The 21,032-nt window shown below is 59.4% G+C and carries 12 protein-coding genes; 2 read left to right on the top strand and 10 right to left on the bottom strand.

The window, feature by feature from the left end:
* Positions 1 to 99 precede the first annotated feature (99 nt).
* Positions 100 to 5,973, top strand: a complete 5,874-nt coding sequence (locus CCX46_RS05225) for a membrane-targeted effector domain-containing toxin (protein ID WP_238704379.1) — start codon at positions 100 to 102, stop codon at positions 5,971 to 5,973.
* Between the two features lie 499 nt (positions 5,974 to 6,472).
* Here the strand turns inward: CCX46_RS05225 and CCX46_RS05220 are convergent, their stop codons facing one another.
* Entirely contained in the window at positions 6,473 to 6,784 is a 312-nt protein-coding gene (locus CCX46_RS05220; RefSeq protein ID WP_127925941.1) for a Nif3-like dinuclear metal center hexameric protein, read from the bottom strand.
* 5 nt (positions 6,785 to 6,789) lie between these two features.
* On the bottom strand, positions 6,790 to 10,686 hold the full coding sequence (gene purL / locus CCX46_RS05215; protein WP_127925940.1) for a phosphoribosylformylglycinamidine synthase: 3,897 nt from the start codon (positions 10,684 to 10,686) through the stop codon (positions 6,790 to 6,792).
* 285 nt (positions 10,687 to 10,971) lie between these two features.
* Between purL and mltF the strand changes: the two genes are divergently transcribed.
* Positions 10,972 to 12,432, top strand: coding sequence for a membrane-bound lytic murein transglycosylase MltF (gene mltF / locus CCX46_RS05210; RefSeq protein ID WP_127925939.1), 1,461 nt, complete (start codon positions 10,972 to 10,974; stop codon positions 12,430 to 12,432).
* 127 nt (positions 12,433 to 12,559) lie between these two features.
* On the opposite strand, the gene pdxJ is transcribed toward mltF, so the two are convergent.
* The 8 genes from pdxJ to lptF all read right to left on the bottom strand — a co-directional run bounded on the left by pdxJ (position 12,560) and on the right by lptF (position 20,969).
* The gene (gene pdxJ / locus CCX46_RS05200) at positions 12,560 to 13,303 is read right to left on the bottom strand and encodes a pyridoxine 5'-phosphate synthase (RefSeq protein WP_038357694.1); all 744 of its coding nucleotides are present in this window, start codon (positions 13,301 to 13,303) and stop codon (positions 12,560 to 12,562) included.
* A 48-nt stretch (positions 13,304 to 13,351) separates the two neighbouring features.
* On the bottom strand, positions 13,352 to 14,041 hold the full coding sequence (recO, locus tag CCX46_RS05195; protein WP_127925938.1) for a DNA repair protein RecO: 690 nt from the start codon (positions 14,039 to 14,041) through the stop codon (positions 13,352 to 13,354).
* A gap of 166 nt (positions 14,042 to 14,207) precedes the next feature.
* Positions 14,208 to 15,110 (bottom strand): GTPase Era, encoded by a 903-nt coding sequence (gene era / locus CCX46_RS05190; RefSeq protein WP_016771562.1) that lies wholly within the window; start codon positions 15,108 to 15,110, stop codon positions 14,208 to 14,210.
* Positions 15,103 to 15,792, bottom strand: coding sequence for a ribonuclease III (gene rnc, locus CCX46_RS05185; protein ID WP_016986099.1), 690 nt, complete (start codon positions 15,790 to 15,792; stop codon positions 15,103 to 15,105). Before rnc ends, era begins: the two co-directional genes overlap by 8 nt.
* A gap of 169 nt (positions 15,793 to 15,961) precedes the next feature.
* Positions 15,962 to 16,816: a signal peptidase I gene (gene lepB, locus CCX46_RS05180; RefSeq protein WP_127925937.1), complete on the bottom strand. Its 855-nt coding sequence runs from the start codon at positions 16,814 to 16,816 to the stop codon at positions 15,962 to 15,964.
* A 5-nt stretch (positions 16,817 to 16,821) separates the two neighbouring features.
* Positions 16,822 to 18,621: a translation elongation factor 4 gene (gene lepA / locus CCX46_RS05175; protein ID WP_038357686.1), complete on the bottom strand. Its 1,800-nt coding sequence runs from the start codon at positions 18,619 to 18,621 to the stop codon at positions 16,822 to 16,824.
* Positions 18,622 to 18,793: 172 nt separating this feature from the next.
* A complete protein-coding gene (gene lptG, locus CCX46_RS05170) occupies positions 18,794 to 19,855 on the bottom strand; it encodes an LPS export ABC transporter permease LptG (protein WP_122843205.1) in 1,062 nt (353 codons plus the stop codon).
* Positions 19,848 to 20,969, bottom strand: coding sequence for an LPS export ABC transporter permease LptF (gene lptF / locus CCX46_RS05165; protein ID WP_095050952.1), 1,122 nt, complete (start codon positions 20,967 to 20,969; stop codon positions 19,848 to 19,850). The genes lptG and lptF overlap by 8 nt, the downstream gene beginning before the upstream one ends.
* Positions 20,970 to 21,032 lie beyond the last annotated feature (63 nt).

The raw sequence follows: 21,032 nt of genomic DNA, 5'->3' as shown, positions 1-21,032 counted from the left end.
AGTGTTTGAGTCGACTGTATCGCTGGCAGGCTCGTTCCCGTAGAGGAATGCATTTCACATGCCCTGCTGGCGATCAACGATGCTGCAATTCTCCGGTATGTGGATCGAGTCGAGCCTTTCACGCCTCCGCCTGCACTGCACACCCACTACATATGTACCACCTTCGATCGAATCACCCTCGCCATGCTGAAGGCTCTTCCCACCAGCATGGAGACTGTGCCGATGAGCACTCCCACCGCCCCCACGGTTGAAGAGATCAGGAGCGATCTCAACCAGATCGCCCAGTATCTTTTCAACATCGATACCCCGTTGCTTGCCGAACAGGCACCGACAGCGGAGCAGGTTTACCTCAAACGCCTGAACAGCCTGCTCAAAGCTCACCGCGAGCAGTTCTTGCAAAAAAGTCGGGCGATCTACCAGATCCTGGAAAACAGCGACCTGCACAGTGACCAGGGCAAAAAACTGCTCGCGACCACCAAAGCCAAGCTCGACACGGCGTTGCTCGACATGGATCTGCGCGATCTGATCGATAACAAATCGGCCAGAACCTTTCTGACCTACGAAGCCGGTTTCACCGCGATCGGCCACGAGGCGCGACAGGCCGTCAAGGATCGCCTGCTGCATCCCCAAGCCGCTGCGCTCCTGGAACAGCTGACGCTGGGGCCGACGCTACGTCCGGCCGCCTACGCGCTGCAGTTCAGCTTTCAGGAACACACCGTCGAGCTGGCTGGCGCCTTTGTCGTCACGGAAAAGAACAAGTCCGCGCTCACCGATCTGTCGACGGCCAGGGACGGTGGTTACGTCCTGTTGTTCACCCCGAGCCGGGGCATCGAGTACTTCGATTCAGCAGCGGCTCTCGACGTCCATTTGCTGCAATACCTGCAACATCCCGCCAGCCACACTGAATTCATGCAGATGTTGCCGGCGCGCTATCACGACTTGAGTGCAGCGGGGATCTGGCCGTTGCAGTGTTCGCTGATCGATAGCCAACCGCTGTTTGAACATATCTGCGATGCCCTGATCGACAAGCGCACACAAGACATCGATCGCGCCTGGAGCTACGACGACAACCCGCAACAAGACTCGGCGCAGTTGCTCGCGGCCCTCGACCGGGCCATTGCAGGAGCCCTGCCGGATCTCGCCCCGCGCCTGGAACTGCAGGCGCAAACCTTGTTCGAACGCCACCTGCGCGACAGTGCACCGCAGTGGTACCGCAGCGCCAGCGCCGCCAGGCAGACCGAGCTGGCGCAACAGGTCGGTATTTACCACAAGGCGCGGCAAAAACTGCTCGACCTGATGGGGCCGGCGGCCAGTCTTCTGACCCTCGCCCGGCATCAATGGCTGGAGCGTCTGAGCGAAGATCTGGAGATTGATGATCTGGAGCCGCAGAAGCTGCAAATCACCACGCAACGTCGGGTGCCCGGATACGGTGTGTATGAGCATCAGCGCAATTTGCTCGATCTGTCCTTGCGTGGCCCGCACACGGGAGACGAATTGCCGGACTCGGAGTTTCTTCGATATACCACCCTCACCTATGACGATGCGCCTTTGGCCGATGCCTACGCAGACCTGACACCGCAGTGGCTGGTCAAGCAAGGGTTGAGCCTCAAGCCGCGTATCGAATTCGACCGTTTGCAGAAAGACATGCATGCCGGCCCAGCCATCAAACCCGCGATCGAGGACATGCTCGATCAACGTATCGTCGCGCTGGCTCATACGGCAGTGCTGCAAGGCCATCTGCTCGAGAGTGACCTGCAACTGATCCAGCGCTTGCGCAGCGACAGCGATCCACACCTGCGCGCCGCGACCCTGTCCGTGCACGGTGCGCAACTGCAGGATCTCTGGGTGTTGCGCCAAAGCGACGCCGAGGGCGTCCTCAAACGCATGTTGCTGTGCACGCCACAAGCGCCGCGAGAGCAGCAGTTCCAGGTCTTCGCCAGTGAGCTTGAATGTCAGACCCACCTGCTTGGCTGGGCCACGCACAGCGAAGACGCCAATACCATGACCGGCTACCTGATCAGCCGTGCACCTCTGCGTTTTCGTTCAAGCCTGCGCAAAGTGCTCTCCAGCCTCAGTTTCAAGCTTGAGGATCAGGAGCACAGAAAAGTCACCTTCGAGAACATCGGCAAGCACCTCGATTGCCTGCAAGTCATGGCCGAGCACGTGTTGGCCACGCGAGTCGACGACTACGATTTCGGCACCCCGCTGTGGTATCGCACAACCACCGACGAAAACCGCAGAAAACTGTCGACGCTGAGCGAAGACGCCGAAGGTGCATTGCAAGGCTTCGACCGACATCAACTTTCGGGCAGCCGCTTTCCGGCGTTCGACGATTACGTGCACGAGCAGGCGAAAAAACAACTGAACCAGTTGCTCAAACGCCCGGCAAATGACGTCGACCCGGATACTGTCATCGCTTACTCGCCCATGTCGGTCATTCCGGCCCTGACACCAAAACCGTTAACGTACACACGGCTGTATCGCGACGGGTATGCCGACGGCGTCGGCTTCCTCGACGAAAAATTCTCTCGTTCGGCACACTTCAAAGGGCCGCCAGACATCGATATCAGCAACCTGAGCGCAGAGACTGTCGCGCGCTCGATTACCGGTGTGTGGATAGGCAAACGCTACACCGACAAGGTCAGACAAGAACTGCAAAGTGACGCGAGTGAGGGTTACGCCTTCAGGCGCAATACAATCCTGGCCATTACTCAACGCCAGATGAAATGCGCAGCGCTGGAATGCCAGTTGCAGGGCCATATCGCCAGCAGTGACCGGCAATGGCTTGAGCAGAGCATCGACAGCATGGAGGACATATCGGCGCCACGGCAAAAAAAATACCCGGTCCATCGACTGATGATTGAGGGTGAGTGGGTGCTCGACAACTGGCTGTTCGGCCACGACAAAAACCCGGTGCTGCTCTACACCCCCGACGCGCCTGACGGCGTGAGTTTTCGCGAAGCACGGCTGTTCAATTACCTGCTGAAACAGCAGCCCGGCATGATCGAATACTTCACCCGGCGGGTGGGCATTCAATCGCAGACCCGGGTGCGCAAATTCCTTGAAACCGCCAAAAAGCAGCTGCCCAAAGACATCGACAAAACCACCTCCAGCCCGGCACGCTACGACTCGACACAGCAGAAAACCCCGATCAGCGACATGCGCGACGCGCTGTATGACATGAAGCTGCAGCGCAAGATCGACGATGTCCACGCGACTACCAGCAGCCGCGCCCAGATGATTGCCGGCCTGATCTGGACGTGCGTCGAATGGATCACCGCCATTGCCACCGCACCGTTTCCACTGTTGAGTCTGAGCACCGGGCTGCTGTTGGCATTCAAGGATGGCATGCTCGCCCTGCACGCCTATCGGCAGGGTAACAACGCCGAAGCGCTCAACCATTTGCTCGGCTACATGCTCAACAGTACCGGTGCGCTATTGACCGACCTGCGTCCAGCCCTGCGCTCACTTCAGCCAGTCAGCCGTCCCCTGCGCCATGCCGCCGTCAGCAGCGCCAGCGAGCAGCAACGCGTCATGACTCTGATTGAGCAACTGGAACCCAGCGTACCCCCGGCGGACATGCGGCCGGTGAACTACAAGGGCCAGACCTTGTGGGCAGCGAATACGCCCGACGTTATTGGCCGATACCTGCTGCATCGCCTTGACCCTGACACCGGCAGGCTTCTGTCGACCGGGATTCTGGCCGTGCCCAATGGCGAAGGTGTGATGGTGCGCAGCGGCGTGGCCGGCGGCGCGCCGAAATACGACGCCTTGCCGGATACCCCCGGCCCGCACAAAGACTACGGCGTGCCGTCCAAATATCGGGACAGGATTGCAATGGTGATCAATCCAGAGTCCCGAGAGGAACTCATTTTGCGCAGCCAGGACTACATGGGAACGTCCTACGCTCACTCCAGCCTCTTCGCCGCTGCCGACCAACTGGCTTCCACACGCACTGCCTACCTGCAACAGGTCGAAAAGCTGACCACGGACGCGACCCGTCATTTTGCCGAACTGGCCCCTTTGCCTGCGCGCATCGAAGTGCCGGCCATCGCCGCCGACACGTCATTTACGCAACTGATCGCCAGCGACGCGTTGGCCGGCAAGAATCTGGTCATCGGCGCCCAGCCTGGCTCCATCGCCAGTAAACAGGCGCTGATCACTTATATGGACGCGTTGCTCAAGAGTGGTTTCAAACACCTTTATATGGAATATCTGCCGGCTGACGTCTTCCATATCAAGCTGGCAAAATTCAACCGGGGCGAATCATGGCGCGGTATCAAACGACATTTGAAAGCCGTCGACAAAGCCTTTGGCCACGGATCCGACGCGCCGTTCTCGTACCTTGCGCTGGTTCGCACGGCTCGGGAAAAGGGTCTGAAAATCCACGCGCTGGACGCCTCCACCAGCTATAAGCTGGACGGAGCCCTGGTGATGGCCGATGTTTCGCCGCTGACGCCCCGCAGCAACAGCATCAGAAATTTCTACTCGCTCAAGGCCATTGCCGCCGATGCCATTGAGGCGCCCGCCGAGCGCTGGATAGCCCTGACGGACGCTTCACGCATGAGCACGTTCGACAAGACGCCTGGTCTGGCCGACCTGCACGAAGCCGTTGCGCTGCGCATCGACGACGTGGCTGTGGGTCAACCGACGCGCATCGGCGTGGACTCACCCGGCGCGATACCCGGTGACGCAGCGGCCAAGGGCGATTACCTCGTGGCATTGCCGACATCCTACAAAGCGCCCCAAGTACCGGCTCAGCCTCCGGCGACGGCGAGTCCGGGCGTTCAACATTTCGACGAGTTCGATGTTCCGACGGCGTTCCGTGACGAAATTGCTCGCATGCAATTCCGCCCCCGAGCACTGGACTCTCGCTTCCCCTTTACCTCCTTGCGTGGTCAGGCCGGCCGCGACGCGCAGGCTGCCTATGACGCGTTTATTGCTCAACGCAACCGCCTCGAGAAAAAGGCCCGAGACGCCTTTACCGACTACACCCCGGCCCCCGCTGCGACCCTTCCAGACATCGCTGCCGATAGCTCATTCGAAACATTTTTGAGCCAACTGGTCGACAGTCGTCTGAGCCTGCTGATCGGCGAATCAAGACTCACAGTGTCGAGCAAAACACTGCTGAAAAAACACATGGAAACACTCAAGTCGTCAGGCTACGACACGTTGTATATGCAACATCTGCTGACCGACCTGCATCAGGCCGAGCTGGACATTTTTTTTCAAACCCAACGCATGCCCGACCGCCTCAGAAGCTACTTGCGGATACTCGACTCCTCACTCATGGGGCGTTCGGGCGGTGTCGCTCTCTACACCGAACTGGTCCACGCGGCGGCGAAAAACAACATCCGCATCAGGGCGCTCGATTGCACGGTGAGCTATTACCTGGACGGCTTGGCTGACAAGAATATTTCGCGAAACCAGATGTTCAGTTACTTCGCTACCCAGCTGATCGAGGCTGACCAACTGGCACACGGACCGCATAAGTGGGTGGCGCTGATCGACAGAACGAACACCCACTATAATCTGGGCGTACCGGGGCTGACCGATACGCTTGGTGCTGCCAGCCTTCATGTGCGCGACACCCCGCAAGAACTGGCCAAAGGTGTCTATCAAGGCACCTGGGAAGTGGTGAACTCGGAAGTCAATTCCGGCGTGTTCGCACTGCGCAGCGATTTCAATCTGGACATCGCGGTTTCCCGAGCAAAAAAACTGCCACCCATTCCGTCTGTCAGTCGGACCAGACTCACCCAGGCCGGACACTTTCTGATCGAACGTCCTGACCCGAGCGAAATCAATCTGGTGCATAAGTCCGCAACGGGGGACATTGTCAGCACGCCAATCCAGGTGGATGACAAAGGGTTGTTCTTCATTGACCGCTGGAACAGGAAGGAGCAGCGGTTCCAATACTTGCCCGAATTGATCGAAATGCTTGTCGACCAAGTCAAACTTTCGGCTGTCAGTTGAACGCCTTCGAGAGGGCGTAATCACGCTGAAAACCACTGGACTTGACGGCCCAGTGGTTTTCTTCTCGCCGTTTTTGGGGCCAGCCCCCACAACTTCGATTTGCGAACATACCCGCAGCGAAGCCGCCCGACTCAAAAGGATGAGCGTTAGCTCGGCTGCAGTTTTTGATCTTGATCCACCAGCCTCGTCGGCAGGCTGAGCGGATGGATCCCGGAGCGAAGGAACCCCGAGCTTTAGCGAGTGGGCCGAACGTTGGGACAAGCCTTTTGGGTTACTTTTTCGGCGTTTGGAAAAGGTGACCCGCCGTAAGGGCGGAACCCTAAGAAGCCGTTACCGCAGCAATGGATATGTACTCGGTCAGTCAGAACATTATTGCCTGAGCCGGCGCCTTCGCGAGCAGGCTCGCTCCCACATTGGATTCCCATCGCCCGGAAAATCGGGGGGCAACAAAAAACCCGCAGACAATCACTCATCTGCGGGTTTCCTGTTTAAGCGGCTATCAGAAATCTTCCAGCCGCCACACTTCATAAGCCGGTGTCTCGTACGGATGACTGAGCTTCAACGCCGCCACAACAGCAACGATCAGCTCATCCGCCACTACAAGCTCAACCTTCCATTCCTCAACCCGCTCGACCTGCCCAGCCTCACCCATAAACGGCTGACTGCCGTCCAACGGTCGAAACTGGCCCAGACCGAGCACCTGCCACGCACAGTGATCATAGTCACCGATCCGCCCACCACCGGCAGCGAACACAGCGCCTTTGACCACTTCGACATGACTGTCGGGAACAAAAAAGGCGAGCTTGTACACAGGGCTCAGTTCACCCAGACGCGCGCGTTACGGAACATACGCATCCACGGTGCATCTTCGTTCCAGTCTTCCGAACGCCACGAGTTCTGCACCGCGCGGAACACCCGCTCCGGGTGCGGCATCATGATCGTCACGCGGCCATCACGGCTGGTGAGACCGGTAATCCCGCGTGGCGAACCGTTCGGGTTGGCCGGGTAACGCTCGGTGACCTTGCCGTGGTTGTCGACGAAACGCATCGCCACGCAACCCGACAGATCGGCTTCCAGCAGTGCCTCTTCGCTGGAGAACTCGGCATGACCTTCGCCGTGAGCAATGGCGATCGGCATACGCGAACCGGCCATGCCCTGCAGGAAGATCGAGTTCGACTCCTGAATCTGCACCATCGCCACGCGCGCTTCGAACTGCTCGGAGCGGTTGCGCACGAAGTGCGGCCAGAATTCGCTGCCCGGGATCAGCTCGTGCAGGTTGGACATCATCTGGCAACCGTTGCACACGCCGAGGGTGAAGCTGTCGTTGCGCTCGAAGAAACCCTGGAACGCATCGCGGGCACGGCTGTTGAACAGTGCCGACTTGGCCCAGCCTTCACCGGCGCCGAGCACGTCACCGTAGGAGAAACCACCACACGCCACCAGACCTTTGAACTCGTTCAGGTCAACACGGCCGGCGAGAATGTCGCTCATGTGCACGTCGATCGCGTTGAAACCGGCGCGGTCGAACGCCGCCGCCATTTCCACCTGACCGTTGACGCCCTGCTCACGCAGCACGGCAACCTGTGGGCGGATGCCTTTCTTGATGTAAGGCGCGGCGATGTCCTGGTTGACGTCATAGCTCAGCTTGACGCTCAAACCCGGATTGTCTTCTTCCAGCAGCACGTCGAACTCTTGCTCGGCGCAGTCGGCGTTGTCGCGCAGACGCTGGATCTGGTAGCTGGTCTCGGCCCACTGACGTTGCAGCAGACGACGCTGGCCTTCGAACACGGTGTCACCGTTGAAGGTGATGTTGATCTGACCATTGTTGATCGGCTGACCGATCACCGACACGCAGTCGCCCAGACCGGCCGCGCTGAATTGCGCGAGGATGTCCGGCGTGGCGTCCTGACGGACCTGGATCACCGCACCCAGTTCTTCGTTGAACAGGATCGCAGCGATTTCTGCCGAGGACTCGGCAACGCTGTCGAGGTTCAGGCTCAGACCGCAATGACCGGCGAAGGCCATTTCCACCACGGAGGTCAGCAGACCACCGTCGGAACGGTCGTGGTAAGCCAGCAAGTGACCGTCGGCGTTCAAGCCCTGGATCACCGCGAAGAAGGCTTTCAGGTCTTCGGCGTCATCGACGTCCGGCGCGTGTTTGCCGAGCTTGCCGTGTGTCTGAGCAAGGATCGAAGCGCCCATACGGTTCTGCCCGCGACCGAGGTCGATCAGGATCAGGTCGGTGGTGCCCTTGTCCATGCGCAGTTCCGGGGTCAGGGTCTGACGGATGTCAGCCACTGGCGCGAAACCGGTCACGATCAGCGACATCGGCGAGGTCACGGTTTTTTCTTCGCCGTTGTCATTCCAGCGAGTGGCCATGGACATCGAGTCCTTGCCCACCGGAATGGTGATGCCCAGCTCAGGGCACAGTTCCATACCGACCGCTTTCACGGTGTCGTACAGACGCGCGTCTTCGCCCGGGTGGCCGGCCGCCGACATCCAGTTCGCCGACAGTTTGATGTCGGAGATCTTGTTGATGCGCGAAGCCGCGATGTTGGTCAGGGTTTCGCCGATGGCCATGCGGCCCGACGCCGGAGCGTCCAGCAATGCCAGCGGAGTGCGCTCGCCCATCGCCATCGCTTCACCGGTGTAGACGTCGAAACTGGTCGCGGTGACGGCAACGTCAGCCACTGGAACCTGCCATGGGCCGACCATTTGGTCACGGGCCACGAGGCCGGTGATGGTGCGGTCGCCGATGGTGATCAGGAAGCTCTTGCTCGCCACGGCCGGGTGATGCAGAACGCGCTCGATGGATTCGCTGATGTCGAGGTTCGACGGATCGAAGTCATCGCCCAGTTCAGCTTCACGAACCACCGAACGGTGCATGCGTGGAGCCTTGCCCAGCAACACTTCCAGCGGCATGTCCACCGGATTGTTGCCGAAGTGGCTGTCGGTCACGGTCAGTTGCGGCTCGGCGGTGGCTTCACCGACTACGGCAAACGGGCAACGCTCACGTTCGCAGATCGCCTGGAAGCGCTCGAAATCTTCCGGGCCGACCGCCAGAACGTAACGTTCCTGGGATTCGTTGGACCAGATTTCGTGCGGGGCCATGCCCGGCTCGTCGTTAGGAATGTTGCGCAGTTCGAAACGGCCACCGCGGTCGCCGTCGTTGACCAGTTCCGGGAAGGCGTTGGACAGACCGCCCGCACCCACGTCGTGGATGAAGCTGATCGGGTTCTTGTCACCCAGTTGCCAGCAACGGTCGATGACTTCCTGGCAACGACGCTCCATTTCAGGGTTTTCACGCTGAACGGAAGCAAAGTCGAGATCCGCCGAGCTGGTGCCGGTGGCCATCGAGGAAGCGGCGCCGCCGCCCAGACCGATCAACATCGCCGGGCCGCCGAGGACGATCAGCTTGGAGCCGACCACGATCTCGCCTTTCTTGACGTGTTCTTCGCGGATGTTGCCCATGCCACCAGCGAGCATGATCGGCTTGTGGTAACCGCGAACTTCGTCACCGTGCGGGGTGGTGATCGATTGTTCGAAGGTACGGAAGTAGCCAGTCAGGGCCGGACGACCGAATTCGTTGTTGAACGCGGCGCCGCCGAGCGGGCCTTCGATCATGATGTCCAGCGCGGTGACGATGCGCTCAGGCTTGCCGTACGGCACTTCCCACGGCTGTTCGAAGCCCGGGATCTGCAGGTTGGATACAGTGAAACCGGTCAGGCCAGCCTTAGGCTTGGCGCCACGGCCGGTTGCACCTTCGTCACGGATCTCGCCGCCGGAACCGGTCGACGCGCCCGGGAACGGAGCGATCGCGGTCGGGTGGTTGTGGGTTTCAACCTTCATCAGGATGTGCACCGGCTCCTGCACCGCGCTGTACTGGCGGGTCTCAGGATTCGGGAAGAAACGGCCGGCAACGTTGCCGACGATCACCGAGGCGTTGTCCTTATAAGCCGACAGAACGCCTTCGCTGTGCATCACGTAGGTGTTCTTGATCATGCCGAACAGGCTTTTTTCCTGGTTCTCGCCATCAATATCCCAACTGGCGTTGAAGATCTTGTGACGGCAGTGCTCGGAGTTGGCCTGGGCGAACATCATCAGTTCGATGTCGTGCGGGTTGCGCTTGAGACCGTTGAAGGCGTCGACCAGATAGTCGATTTCGTCTTCGGCGAGGGCCAGGCCCAGCTCGGTATTGGCTTTTTCCAGCGCGGCGCGACCACCACCGAGGATGTCGATTGCAGTCAGCGGCTTCGGCTCGGCGTGGCTGAACAGACCGGCGGCCTGCTCGAGGTTGGCCAGCACGATCTGGGTCATGCGGTCATGCAGCACGTCGGCAATCTGCTGGGCTTCGGCTTCGCTGAACTGACCGGCCACGTAGAAGGCGATACCGCGCTCCAGACGCTGGATCTTGCTCAGGCCGCAGTTGCGGGCGATGTCGCTGGCCTTGCTCGACCATGGCGAGATGGTGCCGAAACGCGGCAACACCAGAAACAGACGTCCGGTCGGCTCTTGAACCGGAACACTTGGACCGTACTTCAGAAGGCGCGCTAGCACCTGCTGTTCGTCGCCGGTCAGGACGCCGGTGACTTCGGCGAAGTGAGCGAATTCAGCATACAGGCCACTGACAGCTGGAACCTTCTGGCTCAGTTGCTCAAGGAGTTTGCTGTGGCGAAAGGCAGAAAGGGCAGGAGCGCCGCGCAGGATCAACATCTTCGGGACAGCCTCGGGAAGGGGTGTGCTTTGAGGCCGTGCATTCTAGCCTAAACCGCCCTCAACATCACCCGAAACGCTACGCACGGTTGCACTCGAGTATCAATCTGTGTTTCCGACTTCAGAGTCAGGTAAATCAGCTATTCGGAGGCCGCTTATTTTTACTGTAACAAAAAGCCGTAAAGGCCCGTTTCTGCGGGGTTTCGCTCGGTTTTGTGATCGCTAGCAGACTCGCCCTGCACTGTCGAGATATGGCGCCCGCGGCCGTTTGCGTATACTGCGCAGATGTTTTTCCCAACGGCTTTGCGTCCGCGGTACGCCAAATGGCTGATCGCAACCGGACTCTTCCTGATGCTCGGTGGCTGTGTTGATAAACCCAACACACTCGAGCGCGTAAAGGAGGATGGTGTGCTGCGGGTGATTACCCGTAACAGCCCCGCCACCTACTTTCAGGATCGCAGCGGTGAAACCGGCTTCGAATACGAGCTGGTGAAGCGCTTCGCCGACGATTTGGGTGTCGAGCTGAAGATCGAGACCGCCGACAACCTCGACGACCTGTTCGATCAGATCGGCAAGCCGAACGGCCCAGTGCTGGCCGCCGCCGGTCTGGTCAGCAGCGAACAGCGCAAGAAGCAGGTGCGCTTCTCGCACTCCTATCTCGAAGTCACCCCGCAGATCATCTACCGCAACGGCCAGTCGCGGCCAACCGATCCCGGCGATCTGGTCGGCAAGAAGATCATGGTGCTCAAGGGCAGCACCCACGCCGAACAACTGGCCGAGCTGAAAAAGAAATTCCCCGGCATCGAATACGAAGAGTCCGACGCGGTTGAAGTGGTCGATCTGCTGCGCATGGTCGATGAAGGGCAGATTGACCTGACCCTGGTCGACTCCAACGAAGTGGCGATGAATCAGGTGTACTTCACCAACATTCGTGTGGCCTTCGACCTCGGCGATGCGCGCAGCCAGAGTTGGGCGGTTGGCCCTGGCGAAGACAACAGCCTGCTCAACGAAATCAACGCGTATCTGGACAAGGTGCAGAAGAACGGCACCCTGCAACGCCTGAAGGATCGCTATTACGGCCACGTCGATGTCCTCGGTTACATGGGCGCCACGACCTTCGCCCAGCACTTGCAGCAGCGCCTGCCGAAATACGAACAGCACTTCAAGAATTATGCGAAGAAAGAGAAAGTCGACTGGCGCCTTCTGGCAGCGATCGGTTATCAGGAATCGCTGTGGCAGCCGACGGTTACCTCGAAGACCGGCGTGCGCGGGCTGATGATGCTGACCCAGAACACCGCGCAGGCGATGGGCGTGTCCAACCGCCTCGACCCCAAGCAGAGCATCATGGGTGGCGCCAAGTACCTGGCTTATATGAAGGATCAGCTCGACGATTCGATCAAGGAACCGGATCGCACCTGGTTTGCCCTGGCGGCGTACAACGTCGGCAGCGGTCATCTGGATGACGCGCGCAAACTGACGGCCAAGGAAGGGTTGAACCCGGACAAATGGCTGGATGTGAAGAAGATCCTGCCGCGCCTGTCGCAGAAGCAGTGGTACAGCAAGACGCGTTATGGCTACGCCCGCGGCGGCGAGCCGGTGCATTTTGTGGCGAACATTCGTCGCTATTACGACATTCTGACCTGGGTGACGCAGCCGCAGCTTGAGGGCGATCAAGTCGCTGAGGGCAATCTGCATGTGCCCGGCATCGACAAATCAAAGCCCACTCAAGAACCTGCCCCGCTCTAACCAACACCCCAAATCAAATGTAGGAGTGAGCCTGCTCGCGAAAGCGTCGTGTCAGTCGACATCATCTTTGACTGATACAACGCTTTCGCGAGCAGGCTCGCTCCCACAAGTTGTTATGCGGTGACCTTTAGTGCTTGGCAGCAGCCAGGATCAGCGCCTTCATTTCCGATACGGCAGACTTGAAGCCGACGAACAACGCATGTGCCACCAGCGCATGGCCGATGTTCAGTTCGTTGATGCCCTTGATCGCCGCGACGGCTTCAACGTTGTGGTAATGCAAACCGTGACCCGCGTTAACGATCAAGCCTTGGGCCAAACCAAACGCCACGCCATCGGCAACGCGCTTTAGTTCTTCAGCCACTTCGGTCGGGGTTTCGGCATCGGCGTAGCGCCCGGTGTGCAGTTCAATTGCAGGCGCACCGACGCGCTTCGACGCAGCGATCTGACGCTCGTCCGCATCGATGAACAACGACACTTCACTGCCGATCTTCGACAGACGCTCGACCGCTGCCTTGATCCGCTCTTCCTGCCCCGCGACATCCAGACCACCTTCAGTGGTCAGTTCCTGACGGGTTTCCGGAACCAGACAGATGTGTGCCGGGCGAATACGCTCGGCGAACGCCATCATTTCTTCGGTGACGCCCATTTCGAAGTTCATGCGGGTTTGCAGCACGTCTTTGAGCAGCAGAACGTCGCGCTCCTGAATGTGCCGGCGGTCTTCACGCAGGTGCACGGTGATGCCGTCGGCACCCGCCTCTTCCGCGTCCAGCGCAGCCTTGACCGGATCCGGGTAGCGCGTGCCACGGGCCTGACGCAGGGTGGCGACGTGGTCGATGTTCACGCCAAGAAGAATGCGATTGCTGGTGGTCACGGATGCGCGCTCCTGAAGGAAAAGATTCGGCGCACAGCATACACGGGGCTAGGGCTTGCGAAACAGCTCGCGACTGACGAGAGGGCGACCGCCCAAATGAACGGCCAAGGCCTGCCTCATCAAGCGCTTGGCGGCGGACAACGCGCCGGGAGCGCTCCAGTCGGCTTCGGCCATGGCCAGTAATTCGACGCCGTTGAACAGGCCGGGTTGCAATAGGAAAACCCGCTCAAGCCCCGCATCCACTTGCAGACGATAGAGACCGTCTGGCGCGACGGGCTCGCCGTGGATATCGGTGTTCAGCGAGAAGCCATAACCGAGATCGTCCAACAGTCGCCATTCGAACGAACGTAGCAACGGCTCCAGCGGACGGCCTTCAGCCAGTGCCAGCAAGGTCGCGGCGTAGTGATCGAATACACCCGGGTGCGGATCTTCAGCGGGCAGCAGACGGATCAGCAGCTCATTGAGATAGAGACCACTGAACAGCGCCTCGCCATTGAGCCACGCCGAAGTGCCAGAACTCTCCATACGTCCGACATTCTTCAGCTCCCCCTTGCCACGGAATTCGACTTCCAGCGACACGAACGGCCGCGCCAATGTCCCGGCCTTGCCCCGCGCACTGCGCAACACCGCCCGCAGCCGACCTTGCGGCGTGAGGAAATCCACCAACGCACTGGTTTCGCGATAGGCGCGACTGTGCAGGACGTAGGCAGGTTGGGCGGGAGGCGGGTTTTGCGACATTGAGTTCTCGATGAAGAAACGCAGATTTACACACAACCCAAAAACCACTGTGGGAGCGAGCCTGCTCGCGAAAGCGGAGTGACAGTCAACATCAATGCTGAATGTTACATCCCTTCGCGAGCAGGCTCGCTCCCACAGTGGGTATCGGTGTTCTCTGGAACGGTGATTACAGGTCGCCGTAACCCAGCGAACGCAGCGCACGCTCGTCGTCAGACCAGCCGCCCTTCACCTTGACCCACAGGTTGAGCATGATCTTGGAGTCGAACAGCAGCTCCATGTCCTTGCGCGCTTCGGTGCCGATGCGCTTGATGCGCTCGCCCTTGTCGCCAATGATGATCTTCTTCTGGCCGTCACGTTCAACGAGGATCAAAGCGTGGATGTGCAGTGTTTTGCCCTGCTGCTTGAACTCTTCGATTTCGACGGTGATCTGGTACGGCAGCTCGGCGCCCATCTGGCGCATGATTTTCTCGCGCACCAGTTCAGCAGCGAGGAAACGGCTGCTGCGGTCAGTGATCTGGTCTTCCGGGAAGAAGTGATCGTTCTCCGGCAGATGATCGGCAATCACTTTTTCCAGCGCTTCGAGGTTGTGCCCGTGCTGCGCGGAAATCGGAATGATCTGCGCGTTCGGCAGCTGTTCCTGCAACCAGCTGAGGTGCGGCATCAGCTCGGCTTTGTCTTCGATGCGGTCGGTCTTGTTCAGCGCGACGATCAGCGGGCCGGTCACGTACTGCACGCGCTCGAGAACCATCTGGTCTTCGTCGGTCCACTTGGTGCGGTCAACGACGAAAATCACCACATCGACGTCTTTCAACGCCGCCGAAGCGGTTTTGTTCATGTAACGGTTCAGAGCCTTTTCGCCACCCTTGTGCATGCCGGGGGTGTCGACGTAGATCGCTTGCACGTCACCTTCGGTCTTGATCCCGAGCATGTTGTGGCGGGTGGTCTGCGGCTTGCGCGAGGTGATCGCGAGTTTCTGGCCAAGGATGTGGTTCAGCAGCGTCGACTTACCGACGTTGGGACGGCCGACGATGGCAACATAGCCACAGCGAGTTGCATTTGTATCAGTCATTGCCATTCTCCACGCCCAGGGCAATCAGTGCTGCGGCGGCCGCTACCTGTTCGGCAATACGACGGCTCACACCCTGACCTCGGCTTTTTTCATTCAGTAAGACAACTTCGCACTCGACGAAGAAGGTTCGGCAGTGCGGCTCGCCCTGGATATCCACCACTTCATAGCGTGGCAGATCGCAACCGCGCGATTGCAGGTGTTCCTGCAGGCGGGTTTTCGGATCCTTGTTGGTGTCGACCAGCGTCAGGCCTTCGAACTCGCCGGCCAGCCAGGCCAGCACGCGCTCACGCGCCATGTCCATGCCGGCATCAAGGTAGATCGCACCGATCAAGGCTTCGAGGGCGTCGGCCAGAATCGATTCGCGACGGAAGCCGCCGCTTTTCAACTCACCGGAACCCAGTCGCAGGTAATCGCCAAGGTCGAAACCGCGCGCCAGTACGGCCAGCGTCTCACCTTTTACCAAGCGTGCGCGCAAACGCGACAACTGGCCTTCGCGGGCCAGCGGGAAGCGATCGAACAGTGCCTCGCCGGCAACGAAGTTGAGGATGGCATCGCCGAGGAATTCCAGGCGTTCGTTGTTACGCCCGGCAAAACTGCGGTGCGTGAGGGCCAGCAGCATCAGCTCCTGATCCTTGAAGGTGTAACCGAGCTGGCGCTCGAGACGGCTTAGAGAAACGCTCACGGTTTACCCACGCTGAGTTCGTGGCTGGATTCCACTGCCATCGCCGGGATGCGGTGCAGGCTTGGGACAATTAACGCTGTGTTCAAAAATTAAATCCTGGCGATTGCGAAGCCGATTGTGCCGGCTCCAGAAATGCATTCGGCGCTGTGGTCAACAGCGCCGTGTGTGATTACTTGATCAGGCCAACCCGCGAGAAATTCGGCAGGTGACTGAGTTTCGGTTCCGGCCAGCTCATCCAGACCGCGAAGGCCTTGCCGACGATATTCTGGTCGGGAACCATGCCCAGCAGATCCTTGGGAATGTTCGGATCATCCCAATAGCGACTGTCGTTCGAGTTGTCGCGGTTGTCGCCCATCATGAAGTAGTGCCCGGCGGGTACTGTCCACGAGCGGTCCGGCGTGGCGCGGTAGCGGCTCATTTCCTTGCGGATCAGATGCTCGGCGGCGCCCAGTTTCTCTTTGTACAGTTCGGCACTGCCCAGCGTGCCCGGCTCGGCGCCGACCATCTGCTCGGCAATCGACTCGCCATTGACGAACAGACGCTTGTCGGCGGTGTAGCGCACCGTGTCACCCGGCAGACCGACCACACGTTTGATGTAGTTGACGTTCGGATCGCTCGGGTAGCGGAACACCATCACATCGCCGCGCTGCGGATCACCGACTTCGATGATTTTCTTGTCGACCACCGGCAGGCGGATCCCGTAAGAAAACTTGTTCACCAGAATGAAGTCGCCGACGTCCAGGGTTGGCTTCATCGAGCCCGAAGGAATCTGGAACGGCTCCACGAGGAACGAACGCAGCACCAGAACGATGAACAACACCGGGAAGAACGACTTGCCGTATTCAACCAGCAGCGGTTCTTTGTTCAGTTTTTCAACGACCACCCCGTCAGGCTGGCTGACGCTGCCTTGATAAGAGGCAATGGCAGCACGCCGACGCGGTGCCAGGATCAACAGATCAAGCAACGCCAACAGGCCGCAGACGAACACGGCGATGACCAGCAACAGCGGGAAATTTAGTGACATAGGACCTAACTATCCAACCTGAGCACGGCAAGGAAGGCTTCTTGTGGAATTTCCACGTTGCCGACCTGCTTCATGCGTTTCTTACCGGCCTTTTGCTTCTCGAGCAGTTTCTTCTTACGGCTGACGTCACCACCGTAGCATTTGGCCAATACGTTCTTTCTGAGTGCCTTGACGGTTGTCCGGGCAACGATCTGACCACCAATGGCAGCTTGAATCGCCACGTCGAACATCTGACGAGGAATCAGTTCTTTCATCTTCTCGGTCAACTGGCGACCTTTGTAGTGCGAGTTGTCACGGTGCACGATCAGTGCGAGGGCATCGACCTTGTCGCCGTTGATCAACACGTCCAGTTTCACCAGATTAGCCGATTGGTAACGGTCGAAATGGTAATCCAGCGAAGCATAGCCGCGACTGGTGGATTTGAGACGGTCGAAGAAGTCCAGGACCACTTCGTTCATCGGCAGGTCGTAAGTGACTTGCACCTGATTGCCGAGGAACAGCATGTCGACTTGAACGCCGCGCTTCTCGATGCACAGGGTGATGACGTTGCCCAGGTGTTCCTGCGGCACCAGAATATTGGCGCGCACGATCGGCTCGCGCATGTCTTCGATCGACGAGACATCCGGAAGCTTGGATGGGTTATCGACGTAAATCGTTTCACCGGTTTTCAGTACCAGCTCGAAGATTACGGTTGGCGCGGTGGTGATCAGGTCCAGGTCGTACTCGCGCTCCAGGCGCTCCTGAATGATCTCCATGTGCAGCATGCCAAGGAAGCCGCAACGGAAGCCGAAGCCCAGTGCGTCGGAGCTTTCCGGGGTGTACTGCAGCGACGAGTCGTTGAGGGTCAGCTTCTGCAGCGCTTCGCGGAAATCTTCGAAGTCATCGGAGCTGACCGGGAACAGACCGGCGTAAACCTGTGGCTGGATGCGTTTGAAGCCGGGCAGCACTTCAACGTCCGGGGTCGAGCTCAGGGTCAGGGTGTCACCGACCGGTGCACCGTGAATGTCCTTGATGCTGGCGATGATGAAGCCCACTTCGCCGGCCTTCAGGTCAGACGTGGCGGTGTGCTTCGGGTTGAACACGCCAACGCTGTCGACCAGATGGATCTTGCCGGTGGACTTGACGAGGATCTTGTCGCCCTTCTTCACGCGGCCATGACGCACGCGCACCAGGGAGACAACGCCCAGATAGTTGTCGAACCAGGAGTCGATGATCAACGCTTGCAGCGGATCTTCGATGTTGCCGGTCGGCGCAGGAATGGTGTGCACCAGACGCTCAAGCACTTCGTCGACACCCAGGCCGGTCTTGGCGCTGCAGGTGACGGCGTCGGTGGCGTCGATGCCGATGATCTTCTCGATCTCGTCCTTGACGCGATCAGGATCGGCCTGCGGCAGGTCGATCTTGTTCAGTACCGGCATGACCTCAAGGCCCTGCTCGATCGCGGTGTAGCAGTTGGCCACGGACTGGGCTTCAACGCCTTGACCGGCATCGACCACCAGCAACGCACCTTCACACGCGGCCAGGGAACGGCTGACTTCGTAGGTGAAGTCGACGTGGCCCGGGGTGTCAATGAAGTTCAGCTGGTACTTGATGCCGTCTTTGGCCGTGTAATAAAGGGTGACGCTGTGGGCCTTGATGGTGATCCCGCGTTCACGCTCCAGATCCATGGAATCCAGTACCTGGGCTTCCATTTCACGCTCGGCCAGGCCGCCACACATCTGGATGAAACGGTCAGCCAGCGTCGACTTGCCATGGTCAATGTGGGCGATGATGGAGAAATTGCGGATATGACTCAAATCACTCACGGATCAACACTCAAAAAGGCTGCAGGCATGGCCCGCCGAAAAATAGCCGGGAATTGTACCTGATACACGGCGCAAGCGTCACGTTCACCTGTCACCCGGATTGCATGCAAAAACGCCTCGATCTGTCGACCGAGGCGTTCTCAAAGCTGAAACATTGGCAGAAAAGAGCCGATCAACCGGCTCTTCGCAGCAGCCAGACACCCGCCAGCGCACAAACCCCGGCCGGCACCAGTACCGCGAACAGCGGCGAGAAACCGAACACCAGGCTCGACGGGCCCAGCAAATCCTGGACGATGCGGAAGGTGAAACCGACCAGCACGCCGGTGAACACCCGCTGACCGAGGGTCACCGAACGCAGCGGACCGAAGATGAAGGAGATCGCCATCAGTACCAGCGCGGCGGTCACCAGCGGCTGCAACACCTTGACCCAAAATGCCAGCCAGTAACGGCCGTTACTCAAACCTTGCTCGGACAGATAGTGGATGTAACCCCACAGGCCGCTGATCGACAGCGATTCCGGGGCCATGACCACGGTGCTCAGCAATTGCGGGCTCAGGGACACGTCCCAGCGCTCGGTCGGCATATTCACCACTTCAGTGCTGCGCTCATTGAATTTGGTCGTCGCCACATCGGTGAGCTGCCAGTGATTGCCATCGAACTCAGCCTTTTTGGCGAAGCTCGAACTGAGCAGATGGCGCTCCTTGTCGAAGTGATAACGGGTCACGCCATACAGCAAGCCGTTCGGTTGCACGGCGTTGATGTGGATGAACTCTTCACCCTGACGGTGCCACATACCGTGCTTGGCGCTTTGCGCGTCGCCGCTGCCTTGCGCCAGCGACCGGTTGGCCTGCGCCATGCTTTCGGTCGCCGGAGCAACGTATTCGCCGATCAGCACGCCAGCCAGCATCAGCACCAGCATTGGCTTCATCACCGCCCAGACGATCCGGCCGATGGACACGCCAGCGGCGCGCATGACGGTCAGCTCACTGCTGCTGGCCAGACTGCCGAGGCCGATCAGGCAACCGATCAATGCGGCCATTGGCAACATTTCGTAGAGACGGCGTGGCGCGGTCAGCAACACGAAGCTGAGAACATCAACGAGGGTGTAGGTGTCGCTGACATCCCCCATCTCATCGATGAACGCGAAAAGCGTTGCCAGACCGAGGATGATTGCCAGCACAGCGATGATCGCCATGAACACGCTGCTGCCGATGTAGCGGTCGAGTTTAACCACGGGCCACCTCCAGCGCAGCGGCGCGACGGCTGGCCATTTTCAGACGCAGCGGCTCCCAATAGAGCAGGCCGAGACCGATGAACAGGAAGATCGCGTGCACCCACCACAGGCCAAGGGCCGGTGGGATCTTGCCTTTTTCAAGGGCGCCGCGCGCGGCAATCAGGATGGTCAGATAAGCCATATAAAGAAGAATCGCCGGCAGCAGCTTGAGGAAACGCCCTTGGCGCGGATTGACTCGCGACAGCGGCACCGCCATCAGGGTCACGATAAACACCAGCAGCGGCAGGGACAAACGCCATTGCAGTTCGGTTTTGGAGCGGATGTCATCGCTGCCCAGCAGAGACGAGGTCGGCATGGCGTCACGGTCGGTGACTTCTTCGCTGACGTCCGGCTTGGGCAGCAGCACGCCGTAGGTTTCGTAATGAATGGCACGGTAATCGGCCTGACCCGGGCTGCCGTCGTAGCGGTAGCCGTTATCGAGGATCAGATAGCGGTTGCCGTCGGGGCGCACTTCCTGGCGACCACTTTCGGCCACCAGCACGGAAATCCCGCGATCCTTTTGATCGGCTCCGAGGTTCTTCTGCGAAATGAATACACTGCCCAGATTGACGCGATCGTCGCTCAGGGTTTCGGTGTAAGTCACCCGAGTGCCGTCACGCAGGGCCTGGAAACGCCCCGGTTCAAGGGTATCGAATTCAGTCAGTGCATCCTGCTTGTTCAGGAGTAACTGAAACTGATTGGCGCCTTGCGGGGCCAGGCCCAGGCTCAGCCATGCCACGACCAATGCAACCAGCGTCGCCGGAAACAGGGTCATGCGAAACAGCTTCTGCTGGCTCATGCCGGTGGCCGACAGCACGGTCATTTCGCTTTCAAGATACAGGCGACCGTACGCCAGCAGGATGCCGAGAAACAGGCCCAGCGGCAGAATCAGTTGCAGGAAACCCGGCAGACGAAAGCCCATGATCAGGAACAACGAGCCCGGATCGAGCTGGCCGGCAGCGGCCTGCGCCAGGTATTTGATGAAGCGACCGCTCATGATGATGACCAGCAGCACGGCACTCACGGCGCTGAGGGTCAACAGGACTTCGCGGGACAGATAACGGAAGACGATCAAACCAGACACTCCAGGGTTGTCAGGCTAAGGCGGCCAAACAAGCAAACACATCGACCGGCCCGC

Source organism: Pseudomonas sp. RU47, assembly GCF_004011755.1.
Lineage (GTDB): Bacteria > Pseudomonadota > Gammaproteobacteria > Pseudomonadales > Pseudomonadaceae > Aquipseudomonas.
Note: the sequence above shows the minus strand (reverse complement) of the source record. Positions and strands in the feature narration are given on the sequence as shown.